This is a genomic window from Maricaulis virginensis (assembly GCF_027922185.1).
Taxonomy (GTDB): Bacteria; Pseudomonadota; Alphaproteobacteria; order Caulobacterales; family Maricaulaceae; genus Maricaulis; species Maricaulis virginensis.
Map to the genome: position 1 here is coordinate 31280 of NZ_BSFE01000011.1, position 13304 is coordinate 44583.

The 13304-nt window shown below is 56.6% G+C and carries 12 protein-coding genes; 6 read left to right on the forward strand and 6 right to left on the reverse strand.

Annotated elements, in window-relative coordinates:
• Position 1 precedes the first annotated feature (1 nt).
• Both PKE71_RS15145 and PKE71_RS15150 read right to left on the reverse strand, forming a co-directional pair.
• Positions 2–1531: an efflux RND transporter periplasmic adaptor subunit gene (locus PKE71_RS15145; RefSeq protein WP_271187839.1), complete on the reverse strand. Its 1530-nt coding sequence runs from the start codon at positions 1529–1531 to the stop codon at positions 2–4.
• Entirely contained in the window at positions 1528–2772 is a 1245-nt protein-coding gene (locus PKE71_RS15150) for a TolC family protein (RefSeq protein WP_271187840.1), read from the reverse strand. The genes PKE71_RS15145 and PKE71_RS15150 overlap by 4 nt, the downstream gene beginning before the upstream one ends.
• 629 nt (positions 2773–3401) lie before the next feature.
• On the opposite strand from PKE71_RS15150, the gene PKE71_RS15155 reads away from it, so the two are divergent.
• The 5 genes from PKE71_RS15155 to PKE71_RS15175 are packed head-to-tail and all read left to right on the forward strand — an operon-like array spanning position 3402 to position 8990.
• Positions 3402–4040 carry a TetR/AcrR family transcriptional regulator gene (locus PKE71_RS15155; protein ID WP_271187841.1) on the forward strand — a complete coding sequence of 213 codons (639 nt, stop codon included), beginning with the start codon at positions 3402–3404 and terminating at the stop codon, positions 4038–4040.
• Positions 4030–5025: an HlyD family efflux transporter periplasmic adaptor subunit gene (locus PKE71_RS15160; protein ID WP_271187842.1), complete on the forward strand. Its 996-nt coding sequence runs from the start codon at positions 4030–4032 to the stop codon at positions 5023–5025. Before PKE71_RS15155 ends, PKE71_RS15160 begins: the two co-directional genes overlap by 11 nt.
• Positions 4997–6742 carry an ATP-binding cassette domain-containing protein gene (locus tag PKE71_RS15165; RefSeq protein ID WP_271187843.1) on the forward strand — a complete coding sequence of 582 codons (1746 nt, stop codon included), beginning with the start codon at positions 4997–4999 and terminating at the stop codon, positions 6740–6742. The genes PKE71_RS15160 and PKE71_RS15165 overlap by 29 nt, the downstream gene beginning before the upstream one ends.
• Positions 6739–7881, forward strand: coding sequence for an ABC transporter permease (locus PKE71_RS15170; RefSeq protein WP_271187844.1), 1143 nt, complete (start codon positions 6739–6741; stop codon positions 7879–7881). The genes PKE71_RS15165 and PKE71_RS15170 overlap by 4 nt, the downstream gene beginning before the upstream one ends.
• 2 nt (positions 7882–7883) lie before the next feature.
• Positions 7884–8990, forward strand: a complete 1107-nt coding sequence (locus PKE71_RS15175) for an ABC transporter permease (RefSeq protein WP_271187845.1) — start codon at positions 7884–7886, stop codon at positions 8988–8990.
• Here the strand turns inward: PKE71_RS15175 and PKE71_RS15180 are convergent, their stop codons facing one another.
• The 4 genes from PKE71_RS15180 to PKE71_RS15195 are packed head-to-tail and all read right to left on the reverse strand — an operon-like array spanning position 8991 to position 12692.
• Positions 8991–9512: a c-type cytochrome gene (locus PKE71_RS15180; protein ID WP_271187846.1), complete on the reverse strand. Its 522-nt coding sequence runs from the start codon at positions 9510–9512 to the stop codon at positions 8991–8993.
• Positions 9496–10383, reverse strand: coding sequence for a DMT family transporter (locus tag PKE71_RS15185; RefSeq protein WP_271187847.1), 888 nt, complete (start codon positions 10381–10383; stop codon positions 9496–9498). Before PKE71_RS15185 ends, PKE71_RS15180 begins: the two co-directional genes overlap by 17 nt.
• Positions 10380–11579: a Na+/H+ antiporter NhaA gene (nhaA, locus tag PKE71_RS15190; RefSeq protein ID WP_271187848.1), complete on the reverse strand. Its 1200-nt coding sequence runs from the start codon at positions 11577–11579 to the stop codon at positions 10380–10382. The genes PKE71_RS15185 and nhaA overlap by 4 nt, the downstream gene beginning before the upstream one ends.
• Entirely contained in the window at positions 11580–12692 is a 1113-nt protein-coding gene (locus PKE71_RS15195) for a cation diffusion facilitator family transporter (protein ID WP_271187849.1), read from the reverse strand.
• Between PKE71_RS15195 and PKE71_RS15200 the strand changes: the two genes are divergently transcribed.
• A complete protein-coding gene (locus PKE71_RS15200) occupies positions 12679–13122 on the forward strand; it encodes an ion channel (RefSeq protein WP_271187850.1) in 444 nt (147 codons plus the stop codon). The two genes, PKE71_RS15195 and PKE71_RS15200, sit on opposite strands and share 14 nt — an antisense overlap.
• Positions 13123–13304: the final 182 nt, after the last annotated feature.

Genomic DNA, 13304 nt, shown 5'->3' on the forward strand with positions numbered 1-13304 from the left:
ATCAGTGCCCTCCATGCCCGGCGTGATCGCCGTGACCCGGCTCATCTGTGGCCGTGGGCACATCCATGTCCTGGGCCATGATCGCAGAGATCCGCCACTCGCCGTCTTCATTGCGCTGCAGATCGAACATGACGCTTTGCCCAACGGCGAATTCACTCAGGTCAACGCCGTCGAGTGTCAGAAATGACATAGACATTGCGGGCCACCCGAGCGCTTCGATCGGCTCGTGTTCGAGATCGATCATGCCATGGCCGGCCATCAGGCTGACGATGACACCTCGTCCTTCTGCTTGTTGGACTTGAGTGCCTTCGGCTTCATCGATTGCACCGGGCGGGCTCATCCGCAAAGCAGCACCTTGAAGGCTGGCTTCAGAATCGATCAGGAACTGGCTGGAAACGACAATGCGTTCGCCCTCGAGCAGGCCAGAGAGAATCTCAATGCGGCCATCAGATTCCATCCCCGTATCGATGCGCGCTGGTCGATATCGCCCCTCACCTTCAGCGACAATGACCCGATCTGATTGCCCGGACCGGATGACTGCTTCGCGCGGGATAGTCAAAGCCTGCACGTGAGGTTCTGTGTCGATGGTTACGTTGACGTAGGTTTCTGGGCGTAGCGCGCCATCTTCGTTCGCCGAGCGGATACGCACCGGCACACTTCGACTTTGCGGATCGACCGTTGGGTAGACGTATTCGACCACGCCGTGCCAGGTGCGGCTCGGATCCGCCGTCGATCGGATGTGGACGTCTTGACCTGGCGAGACCATGAGGGCGTCATCTTCAAAAACATCCACGAGGATCCATACCGAAGATAGGTCGGAAATCGTCATGAGCTGTGCGCCCGGCCGCACATATGATCCCTCGCGCACCTCAAGAGCGATCACAACGCCATCCTGGCTGGCCCGCACTTCCACGAGTTCATCGGCATTGCCCGTTCGGGCTATACGGTTGATCTGATCGCGCGTGACACCGAGAGCAACCAAACGGGACCGTGCCGCGGAGATCAGGACGTCCCGACCAATCCGGCGTGCCTGAATGTATTCTGCCTGGGCTGTTGCGATTTCCGGCGAGTACATGCGGAAAAGCAGATCACCGGCACTGACGACATCTCCCACCGCAGCAACAGGGAGATCCTCGATCCAACCCTCAGCGCGCACGTCAACCACGGAGGTCTGATCCTCATCGGGCCGAACATACCCAACAGATGATACAGCGTGAAAAAAATCTGCGCGCGCGACCTGAGCGGTCCGAACACCGATATTGTTCTCGACTGCGGGCGAGATCAATATCGCGCCATCCGGATCAGCCTCCTCACCCTCATAGACCGGAATGAGGTCCATACCCATTGGCGATTTACCGGGAGAGTCGCTTCGAAAACTCGGGTCCATTGGAGCTTGCCAATACAAAACCCGACGCTCAGCACTGTCGCTACCGCTGGAATTCTCTCCGCCTAGAATGTTTGCCGAGATAAAGCCGATGGTGAGGCCGGCGCTAACCAAGGCTGCGCCAAGCAAATAGGATTTGAGTGTCATTGGACATCTCCTACAAGGTAGAGGATGCGAGCCTGGCTCTGCAGCGCATCAATGTTTAGTCGAACAAAAGCGAGTTCTGCGTCCAGAAGGGCGAGCTCAGCGCGAACCAATTCAGCAAAATCAGCCTGCTCATTCTCGTAGGCAATGAGAACAGCTCGAGCCGTTTCGCGTGCTCTTTCAAGAACGTCACCCTCGAAAAGGACGCGCTCTTCGCTAAGCCGGAGGTAGCGCGAGAATTCCCGCTCCAACTGCCGGTTCATCTCCAGCAAGGTCGCCTGTCGATTGAGTTGATCCGCTGCCTCTTCCTGGCGTGCTGCGGCAACGCCTTCGTCTTGTCGGCGGCGACTGAAGAGCGGAACCTCAACCGTTACGGCGACGCTCGCCGCATCGGAACGCGAGTCCCGCAATCCGTAACCGGCTTCAACGGCCCAGCCCGGTCGATATTGCTGAAGTGCCAAGTCAACTTCACGGCCCCGCGCAGTAACTTGAGCATCCAGCATGCGTACCATTGGGTGGCTTACGAGCCTTGATTGTGCGGATTGAATGTCCGGCGGCGTTGCTGGCAGGATCGGCAGCTGTGGTGTAAGGGGCCGACGAGCGACGTCAGAGGCAACAAAGCGCTCCAAATTGGCCTGCGCCAATTCTCGCTGGCTTTCGATCTGGATGAGGCGCGTGTCCAGTATCGAGGTTTCCAACTCGATCCGAATTACGTCGTGACTGTTTCGGCGGCCGGTCGCAAAGCTAGCGGTCGCGATTTCGCCAAGCTGTCTGATCGACATCTGGCTTTGACGTGTTAGCGCGTCGGCTTGCTGCCAATAATAGGCCTCGAGCCACGCCTCGCGCACCGACACTCGGATGCGGGCCTGTTCAAGCTCGCCACCTTCTCGCGCGCCGGTTGCCTGAGCCTGGCGGCGTAGCCGATTTAATTCGCGGGTCTCGCCACGCGGAAACATCTGCCGAACGCCAATTTGGGCCTGCGTCATAGCTTCGCGGTTCAAATCGAAATCACTCAGCGGAACGTTTGCCAGCCCGACACGGACCATGGGATCCGGCAAGGCATTCTCGGACTCGCCGCGATGCTCCAGCGCTTGCGCACGAGCCTGCCAGACTTGTACGGATGCATCGTCAGCTTGTTCAGCGGTCAAGACGGCTTCCGCCAAGCTTAGCGGTGGTTGTTCTGCCGCGTCTTGTGACAGCGCTACCAGCGAAATCGCGAGCGCTGCGCCTATAATTCCAGTCATAATCTATCTCCAGTCATCGTCCTTTGAGGTCGTCTTGCCCAAACGCGGGCTACAAAGCCTCAATGGCGTGGTGGCTGTCTGGGAACGGGATGCGTGGTCGCGCGAAAACGATCATGTTCCGTTTGCACATGAATCTGAGCATCGAACTGGCGGACGTCGTGACCGTCGGCCCGATTGATCGAAGTAGGTGAGAAAGTGTGGTGTCCCGTGCAGCGGGCATTGTCGCAGATCTCGCAGGCACCGGTTTCGCTGACGGGCGACTCTAGGGTTTCACCGCAGCATGTTGAGCTAGTAGCAACGTGACAGGCGCTGGCAGTTTGTCCGCCGAACGGCGCCATCGCGTCTGAGGCGCCCGCAAAGGTCAGGGCCAGTAATATCGCTGCGAGCGCCAAAAAGCTGGGTAATTGCCGAGTCATTTTGTCCCTGGTCGAAATGCTCCGATGTGAGCGTGTTCGAACCAATTACGCCGCTCGTCTATGTACCCCTCACCGCTCCTCGAAATTCGGGCGCGCCAAATTGCCGCGGTCATAACCAAGGGAGGCCCCGGTGTTGTGCTTGCATTTCGAAGCCTAATCCGATATCACTGACTGACACGTCAGTCAGTGATATCGGATTAGGTGTAGCGCTCCATGTCGGCTGAAGTTTCCAAAGATACAGGGATGAAGCGACGGCTGCTGGACGCCGCCGAAATCGTTATCAACGACAAGGGGTATCAAGGCGCGCGCGTGTCCGACATTGTCGGCCAGGCTGGCGTGGCTCAAGGCAGTTTTTATCTTCATTTCGACAACAAGAAAGCTGTCTATCTAGAGCTTATTGACGGGTTCTTCTCCCATCTCCTGGACGCAACACTTGGTCAGCATCCAGTCGCTCAGATGAAACAGCCAGCCGACATGCGCGCACAGATTCACGCCATATGGTCAACGCTGGTCCTGTTTTGCCGCTCGCACCCCATGCTGACGCGGCTGGTATTAGAAGCTCAATCAGCACTTCCACTGGAAGATCGCGAACGGCTCAATCAACATTTTGAAAGCATTGCGGAAACTCTCTCACACTATATGCGCGCCACAAGCGCTGCCGGGCTGACAAAACCGCTCGACGCCGATCTCATGGGTTGGGTCGTGTTGGGCATGATCGAACGGGCACTCTATTTCGCGGTCTTTGTTGCTCCCGACGCCAGGGCTGAAGATTTGGCCAACGACCTTACCGCGTTTGAACTTTCCGGGCTCCTGGCACCAATGGCTGAAAGCGAGGAAGGCCGTGCTCCATAATCTGCGATGGGGGCTTGGCCTCGCCTTGGCTTTATCTGTGGTGATCCTGCTTTGGTGGCTTAATCGCCCTGAACCGGATCACCCAGCCTACCTGGAACTTTATGGCAATGTTGACGTGCGCCAGGTGGATCTGAGCTTCAGGGTCGCAGGCCGGCTCGAAGCTGTGTCTGCTGACGAAGGTGATCGCGTTGATCCCGGGGATACAATCGCGTCCCTTGAGCGAGAAGACTTTGTTGACGCAGTTTCCTTGGCGGAAGCCGAGCTTAGCGCGCAACAAGCGCTTCTCGATGCTTTGGAAGCGGGGAATCGACCGGAAGAAATTGGACAGGCTGAAGCTCAAGTCGAACAAAGTCGCGCAGCATTGGTTTTCGCTGAGGCAACGTTGGAGCGACAGGAGACCTTGGCCGAGCGCAACATCGCCTCGCACCAGCTTCACGACGAGGCGCAAATGCAAGTCGACCTTGCTGTCGCCAGACTACGGGCAGCGGAGGAGACACTTGCGCTATTGAGACAAGGGCCGCGGGAGGAGGACAAGCGCGCGGCCCGTGCGCATCGTGACGCCCTTTTGGTTTCTCTCCAATTGGCGCGGCGAAGACTGGAGGACGCTAGCCTGACCGCGCCCAATCAAGGCATCGTCCTCACACGCATTCGCGAGCCAGGCGCGGTTATCTCTGCCGGCGAGCCCATATACACGATTTCTCTCAGTGAGCCGATCTGGGTTCGGACCTATCTTGATGAGCCCGATCTTGGCCATATCCACCCCGGGATGAATGTGACGGTATCGACCGATTCCGGCGGACGCTATACGGGCCAGATCGGATTCATCTCACCGGTTGCAGAATTCACACCTAGAAGCGTGCAGACGCGCGAACTCAGGACCAGCTTGGTATACCGCGTTCGGGTTGTCGTTTCAGAGGCCGACAACGGGCTACGGCAAGGTATGCCGGTGACCGTTCATGTCGATTTGGCCGCTAATGACGAATGACCCGTTGATATCGGTTGCTAACCTCACAAAAAGGTTCGGCCGCGGCAATGAAACGGCGCTGAACAACCTATCCTTTGACCTTCTTGTTGGGGGAGTTACGGGACTGGTCGGGCCGGACGGCGCTGGCAAGACAACCCTGTTGCGCGTGCTCGCCGGCTTGTTGACGCGCACAAAGGGCGAGCTGCGCGTCTGCGGCTTTGACCCACAGAAAAATGGCGCACAATTGCATGCCCAATTGTCGTACATGCCACAAAAGTTTGGCCTCTATGAAGACCTGACCGTCCTGGAAAATCTCAATCTGTATGCAGACCTAAGGGAGCTCGGTACGGAGCGACGGCAGGATCGTTTCGATGCGCTCCTTGAATTCACAGGTCTGGCCACATTCACAGACCGCTTGGCGGGTGCACTTTCTGGCGGCATGAAGCAAAAACTCGGCCTGGCCTGCTCTCTGGTCAGGAAGCCCAGACTCCTTTTGCTCGATGAGCCAAGCGTAGGCGTTGATCCGATCTCTCGCCGGGAGTTGTGGCGCATGGTCAAGAACCTTGTTGATGACGGGATCGGCGTGGTGTGGAGTACCGCTTATCTGGACGAAGCTGAGTTGTGTGATCGCGTTATTGTGTTGAGTGAAGGCCGCTCGATCTTCGACGGCTCGCCGGCGAAGATGACCGAGCCGTTGGCTGACAGAACCTTTCATTTGGTGGGACTGAACCACAGCAGACGCCGAGTTCTGGAAGATTTGCTGACCCGCCAGGAAATCGTGGATGGTGTTATCGAGGGTCAAAACCTGCGACTTGTATTGAGTGACCGAGCCGCATCACGATCGCTCGCTGAAGAATTTCCCGGCGCCAAACTGTCTTCCACTCGTCCTCGTTTCGAGGACGCTTTCATGGATCGACTGGGTGGTGCCAAGCAATCACGCTCACCGTTTCGAAAGCTCTCGAAAATCCTCCGGCCAGAAAACGGCGTCGTCATCCGCTCTAACGCTCTGACCAAGAAATTTGGTAGCTTCGCGGCCGCACAAGATATCAGCTTCGAAATAGAGCGGGGCGAAATTTACGGATTGATTGGACCCAATGGGGCCGGGAAGTCCACGACGTTTAAGATGATGTGCGGACTCCTGGAGCCAACCTCAGGTAACGCCTCGATTGCAGGGTATGACTTGGGCCAATCACCCAGCCAGGCTCGCGGGCGCTTGGGATACATGGCCCAGAAGTTTTCGCTCTACGCCGATCTGAGTGTTCACCAAAACCTTGAATTCTTTGCCGGTGTCTACGGCCTGACAGGGCAGTCTCGACGGAACGCTATCGATGAGATGGTCGCAACCTTCGATCTGACATCGATCAAAGAAAAAAATGCCGGGATAATCCCGCTGGGTCACAAACAACGGCTCGCTCTGGCGTGCGCCTTGATGCATCGACCGGATGTGCTTTTCCTGGACGAGCCGACCTCCGGAGTCGATCCTCGCACCCGTCGTGAGTTTTGGTCTCACATCAATGCGCTGTCCGATAACGGAACGACCGTTGTGGTCACCACTCACTTTATGGAAGAAGCCGAATACTGCGACCGCGTCGGGTTGATCTTCGCGGGCCATATGATTGCTGAAGGAAGCCCGGCAGAGCTCAAGCTACACGCCGGCAATTCGGAAATGACGCTTGAAGAGGCTTTCGTAGAGCTGGTGACGACCTCGTCGAACTTGCCTGAAGCCACCGCATCATGACCCAGTCGACGCGGCGGACTTTCAGCGCAAGACGCATTGCCGGTCTCATCCGCAAGGAAGGGCGCCAGGTACTGCGAGATCCCAGCAATTTTGTGGTGGCGATCATTCTGCCCGCACTTTTGCTCTTCCTGTTCGGCTATGGCGTATCCTTTGATCCTCGTCACTACGACGTCGGTCTTGTCATCGAACAGCCGACACCGGAAACCGGGAGCTTCGCAGCCTCCCTAAACAATTCCCCCTTCTTCGATGTTGAAACCACCCATGATCGGCGCTTTCTAGAACGCAAACTCGTTTCCGGCGACTTACATGCGATCGTCGTGCTCCCGGCGAACTTCGCCGAAGAAGCTTACCGTCGCCACAGCGCGCCTCTTCAGTTGATCGTAGATGGTGCCGACCCCAATACCGCAAATCTGGTGGAAGGATACATCGAATTCCTGTGGATCAATTGGATTGAGCAAGAGCGCATCAGTCGCGGCGACACGATCGCAAGTCTGCCTATATCGGTCGAGCACCGGGTCTGGTTCAATGCTGAATTGGCGAGCCGAAACTACCTTGTTCCCGGGTCGATCGCGATAATCCTGACGCTGATCGGGTCCCTCCTGACAGCGCTGGTCATCGCGCGGGAATGGGAACGCGGCACGATGGAGGCTCTACTCGCAACGCCGATCAATGTTGCCGAACTGCTGATCGGAAAACTGACGCCGTATTTCTTCCTGGGCATGGGTTCGATGGGGCTATCAAGCCTGCTCGCTGTCATAGTCTTTGATGTACCACTTCGCGGATCCCTCATCGTGCTGATCGCGATTTCGGCCATTTTTATGCTGACATCCCTCGGCCAAGGTTTGTTGATCTCCACATTGACACGCAATCAGTTGGTTGCCGCACAGATCTCGATCCTCTCCTCCTTTCTGCCAGCGTTTTACTTTTCGAATTTTGTGTTCGAGCTGGAAAGCATGCCAATGGCTTTGCAGTGGATCAGTTATGCGGTGCCCGCTCGATACTTCGTCGCCTCATTGCAAAGCGTGTTTCTGGCAGGTGATGTCCCGTCAATCGTGCTCTTCAACGCTGCTGCCTTGGCAGCCATCGCAGCCACGTTTTTCACGATTACCCTTCTAAGAACGCGCACTCGACTGGACTAGTTATGCTGACCCGTCTGCTTGCATTGATAAGAAAAGAACTGCTGGCGAGCGTGCGGGACCGACAAACCCGATTCATCGTTCTCATCGCCCCACCGTTTTTGCTTCTAATCTACGTATTCGCCATCACACAGGATGTGTCGAACATCGCCATCGGCATGGTCAATCAAGACCGCGGGCGCTTTTCGCGGGAGGTTGTCGACCGCATCGTCGGGAGCCCGCGTTTTCGGACTGTGATCTACTTTGAAACGGTAGAAGATTTGGGCGAGGCCATCGACGCGCAACACGTTCTTGTGGGAGTGTATTTTCAGGAAGATTTTTCGCGCCGCGTGCTGAGGCGACAAACGGCGAATGTACAATTGCTTCTGGATGGCCGCCGATCGAATGCCGCGCAAATTGTCTCCGGCTATCTCTATCGCATCGTCACAAGCTACAATCTTGAACTGATCGACGCTGCTGGCGTTGTCGCTCCGACAACCATCGTTTCGCGAACCTGGTTTAATGCCAACGCCACCCCACTCTGGTCCGCCACGCCCGCTTTGTTCGCCGTGCTCGCATCGATCGTCGGGTTCATGGTGTCAGCTCTGTCCGTCGCCAGGGAACGAGAATTGGGAACCTTCGAGCAATTGCTCGTTTCGCCGCTTACGCCGTTGGAAATCCTGATCGGCAAGACATTGCCTGCATTGATGATTGCTGTAGGCAGTTCAATCGTCATGCTGATCTTCAGCGTGTTCCTAATCGGAGTGCCAATGCGGGGCGATCTTCCAGCCCTCTTCGGATCAATGATCGTCTTCTTGCTGTCGATCATTGGTATCGGCCTGTTTATCTCGTCTCTGGTCAGAACCCAGCAACAAGCCGTCATCGGATTGTTCATCTACATGATACCGGCTGTTCTCCTGTCCGGCTATGCGACACCCGTGGCAAATATGCCAATAGGACTACAATGGCTGACCCAGACCAATCCGATCACGCATTTCATCATTATCTGTAAAGCGGTTTTTCTAAAAGATGCCCCGCTTTCGGATATCTGGGCTCACACTTGGCCGCTCATTTTAATCGCAATTGTGACCTTGTCCTGCGGCACCTGGCTCTTCAATCGACGCCTCGGCTGACTAACGTTGAGCTGCCTCATTCATCTGACGATGGCGCTGTCGGATATGGTCGGGCCAGGTCGATTTGATATAGGCGATGACGGCTCGAATCTCCTCATCGGACAGGATGTTTTCGTATCCGCCCATATCCGTTTCATACCCTTCCGGCAGCAAGGCCGCCGTCCCATATTTCGTGATCTCGAACAGCATGTTGTCTGGATGATGCCAGGTGTGACCGGACTCATCGTGCGGCGGTGCCGGGAGCCGTCCATTCGCCAATCGACGGCGCCAGTCCGGTTGACCCTCCAGATTGGCCCCATGGCAGGATGCACAATGGGCCTGATAAAGTGGCGCGCCTATCGACACCAAGCGCTCGTCGCGTTCGTCGATGATCAATGCGCCCGATGCGGTCATCGTGGGTGAGCCCGCGCCCAGATGCGGTCTGACCATAAACCAATACCCAGAGCCAATCATCGAAGCTGTCAAGAAAGCCCCCAAACCAAACAGGACAAGCTTTCGTGCAAGGCTAGTGTGTCGGGGCATGTTCTTCCTCCTGGCTTGGCCAATTCGCAGCCGCCAACCCGCCGATCACGATCAGCGCGCCAAGAAGCGTCAGGGGGCTGAGCGTCTCGTTGTAAAATGTCCAGCCGAGAGCGAGACCGATCACCGGCACCAAAAAACTAAAGGCGTTGGCGCGACTGAGCTCCATCCTGCGCAGAACGTCGGTCCATAACCAATAAACAAGTGCGGTGCCGGGAAGCGCTAGAAGAACGAGAGACAGTCCGAACGCTCCGGTGAATTCGATCGCTCTATTGGCCTCAAGGAACGGACTGGCTAATCCCAACGGAATGGCGCCAAACACGAGCTGAAGGCCCATCATCACCAACGGATCGATGGACGTCACAGCGTGCTTAATCATCACATTGCTGATTGAGATTCCCAACATGCTTATCGCCAGAAAACCAAAGCCGACGGCCGGACCATCAGGCCCGTTTTGGCCAAAGCTGGGCAGAGCTATGAGAACGATTCCCACAAAACCGCCAACGAGCCCGCAGAGCGTCTTCAGGCTCAGCGTTTCTTTAAGAAAAACCGCAGCCAAGCCCGCTGCCGCAAGGGGCTGAATGTTCGCGACCACCGTGGCCAATCCCGGCGAAACCCAACGCGCAGCCTCGAACATGCCCCAAAAGCCCAAACTGGTCGCTCCTAATCCAATCGCGCCAATCTGGACCCATGCACGCACGGATGTCGGCCAAGGTCGCTTCAGGGCCGATGCGATTACAAGAAGAGTCAGGCCGGCCAGAAGGGCCCTAAATGTAGCAAATAGGAGCGGTGGAACGGACGCCTGGCCCAGTTCGATCAACGGAAAGCATAACGCCCACAAGAAGAATACAAGAAGTAACTTGAACACGTTCATCGTGGCTCGCCCGGCGATCTCGAGCGGGTGAGTTCCGCAGATTTTCTGAGCACGGCGAAACCAAGCAGGGCCGAAACCAATGAGGCTGCAAGGATCGACAATTTCGACGTCGTGACCAGGTGATGGTCGATAAAGGCTATGGATGCGATAAAGATGCTCATCGTAAAGCCGACGCCAGCGAGCATGCTCGTGCCAACAAGCTGTCCCCATCCCAAGCCCTCTTGCCGGACGGGCATGCCCAATCGATCCAATATCCACAGGCTGCCCAAGATCCCCGCCGGCTTGCCGACAACAAGCGCGACGAATACTCCCACTGCCACCGGGTCCAGAATATCGACGATACGAAGCGCCGTAATATCGATCCCGGTATTGAAGAGCGCGAACACCGGTATCACCGCCCAAAAAACCCAGGGCCTCAGCCCGGACTGCACCCGGTTCAATGAGCGTGTGTTGTCTGGGCGCTCACGTTCAAAGGGAATGAGAATGCCGATCAGAACCCCAGCTATCGCTCCTTCGATACCCGCCTCCAGAATCGCTCCCCAAAGAACTACGCCAAGCAGGGCAAGCACGGTCCAGCTGAAGCGCCAGAACCGTGCCACTACATGGGCGAGTATCAATGCTGTTATCGCGACAGCCAGAGGAGGAAATGAGAACCCGTGACCGTAAAACAAGCCGATGATCAGAACAGCGCCGATATCGTCGAACATAGCGAGCGCAGTCAAAAAAACCTTGACGGTTATCGATACGCGGTCGCCCAGGAAAGCTAACAAACCGAGAACGAGAACGATATCCGTCGCTGTGGGAATCGCCCATCCAGCTCGCTGCACCGGGTCTGCGCCTGCCACGACGAGATAGATAGCTGCTGGAAAAATCATTCCGGCGAGCGCAGCCACGGCCGGCACTGTGACCAGGCGCCATGACGATAGGCGTCCAGACAAGACCTCTCGCTTGATTTCCAGACCGACCAGCAGGAAGAACGGGACCATCAGGCCTTCATTGATCCACCACACCAACGGCCGATCAAGCCCGAATGGTCCGAACCGGATGTGAACTGGCAGGTGATGAATGGATTGGTACATTTCTCGCCAGGGCGAATTGGCCCATACCAACCCGACCATCATTGACGCGATCAGGATGGACCCTGTCGTTTTGGCCGTATCGAGATGCGCGCTTGGCATTGCGTTCAGGCCCACCACCTACGTTTCTGGCTTGGCTGCACCCCCGTCCCGCGAGTGACGCGGGTCGGCGAAATCAATTTCCGGCGCATCATGATAATTCGGACACCCCGCCTCGACTTGCAGCGTGGAAAAATAGAATCCGAACCGCTCCCTGAGCTCTGTGTGTGCCTTGTGAAGCACGGCCTCGGTATCTGCCGACTTGTCCACCAGGACATGGGCCGAAAACAATGTCTTTCCGGAGGTCAGGGCCCACGCATGGACATGGTGGATCTCCTGCACCCCGGGAATAGTTGTGAGCGCATCCTCGACCATCTCGACATCGACGTCACCAGGCACCGTTTCCATGAGTACGTTGATGGCGTCACGAGTGATACTCCACGACGCCCAGAACAGGACGAGACCGAACGCAATGCCCAGGATGGGATCAATCGCTACGAAACCGGTGAAATATACGACCACCGCTGCGACAATAATGATGAGACTGCCCACGAAGGTCTGCATCACGTGCCAGAACGCGCCCTTCATGTTCAAATTTCCCCTTTGACCCTTGAACAGCAATCGCAAGGAAATGACTTCCGTGATCAGTCCTCCGGCCGCCGCGAGCAGCATCAATCCGTATTCGACCTCAACCGGATTCATGAGCCGGACCACGCCCATGTAGAGAATGAAGGCCGCCATGGCGAAGAGAAATAATCCATTCAACAGGGCGCCGATGATCTCAGCACGAACAGATCCGAATGTACGGTAACGATCAGCCGCTTTTGCGGCGATCCTGCCGGCGACCAGGGCAAGCAAAACCCCTCCCACAGCGGAAAACGTGTGAAACGCATCCGAAAGCACGGCCACGGACCCGCTCAGATAGCCAAGGCCCAGTTCAATGAAGAAGTAAATACCCGTCAGCCAGGAGCTGATCTTGAGCGCGCGCTCATTGGCTGCGAGCATGGCGGACATGTCGTGCCCGGCGCTTGCTCCCGGCGATGCATTCGCGTGAGTGTGCGAAGTTGTCATGGCGTAATTGTCCCGGTTCTGGTCTTGTTGACAATTACGCAGCGCGGCTCGCTCGCCCTCATTTTTCGGCGCACGGCCGAGCCGCGAGCCCGGAGGAGCAATTCGGAAAATGTTGATTGCCATCGTATCGGGCTTCGCACTGGTCGGCTTGACCTCGTTCATGCATTTTCATGCACTGCATGCTCTATCCAGGCTTGGTCCCGAAACGGAGCTCCGTACCGACCGACGCGTCCTCTATTGTGTGCTGGCCCTGTTCGGCGTGCATGCCATGCAGGTTTCGTTGTACGCTTGCGCCCTGTGGCTGGCATCTGACGTGCTGTCGATCGGCTCCTTCTCCGGTGTTCACAGTGGGTCCGCTCTGGATTTCTTCTACATTTCGATTGTCAGCTACACCTCTCTCGGTATCGGCGATATCATCCCTACCGGCCATACCAGACTGCTTGTCGGCCTCGAGGCCCTGAACGGCCTGTTGCTGATCACTTGGTCCGCTTCATTTCTATATATGGTCATGGAGCGTCAATGGCGCGCCCGGAATAATCGGGACCCTCTTTAGAATTACCTGAAACATCGGTTGATTTCCGGGCCAGATTAGAGAGCAGTCCAACTCGCGCAAGGCTCACGCGATGCCCGCTCGGGCGCCAAAGCAGATCTAGTAGGCGCGAGCCCGCCACCGCAACAGGTCATTGAATTCGCGCGCCGAATATTCTTGTTGTACTGAGAACATTACGCGAACTT

Excerpts from the sequence above, each read along its gene's own strand:
- PKE71_RS15145 (WP_271187839.1), bottom strand. The coding sequence starts at position 1,531 with ATGACACTCAAATCCTATTTGCTTGGCGCAGCCTTGGTTAGCGCCGGC.
- PKE71_RS15150 (WP_271187840.1), bottom strand. The coding sequence starts at position 2,772 with ATGACTGGAATTATAGGCGCAGCGCTCGCGATTTCGCTGGTAGCGCTG.
- PKE71_RS15155 (WP_271187841.1), top strand. The coding sequence starts at position 3,402 with ATGTCGGCTGAAGTTTCCAAAGATACAGGGATGAAGCGACGGCTGCTG.
- PKE71_RS15165 (WP_271187843.1), top strand. The coding sequence starts at position 4,997 with ATGTCGATTTGGCCGCTAATGACGAATGACCCGTTGATATCGGTTGCT.
- PKE71_RS15170 (WP_271187844.1), top strand. The coding sequence starts at position 6,739 with ATGACCCAGTCGACGCGGCGGACTTTCAGCGCAAGACGCATTGCCGGT.
- PKE71_RS15175 (WP_271187845.1), top strand. The coding sequence starts at position 7,884 with ATGCTGACCCGTCTGCTTGCATTGATAAGAAAAGAACTGCTGGCGAGC.
- PKE71_RS15180 (WP_271187846.1), bottom strand. The coding sequence starts at position 9,512 with ATGCCCCGACACACTAGCCTTGCACGAAAGCTTGTCCTGTTTGGTTTG.
- PKE71_RS15185 (WP_271187847.1), bottom strand. The coding sequence starts at position 10,383 with ATGAACGTGTTCAAGTTACTTCTTGTATTCTTCTTGTGGGCGTTATGC.
- PKE71_RS15200 (WP_271187850.1), top strand. The coding sequence starts at position 12,679 with ATGTTGATTGCCATCGTATCGGGCTTCGCACTGGTCGGCTTGACCTCG.
- PKE71_RS15195 (WP_271187849.1), bottom strand. The coding sequence starts at position 12,692 with ATGGCAATCAACATTTTCCGAATTGCTCCTCCGGGCTCGCGGCTCGGC.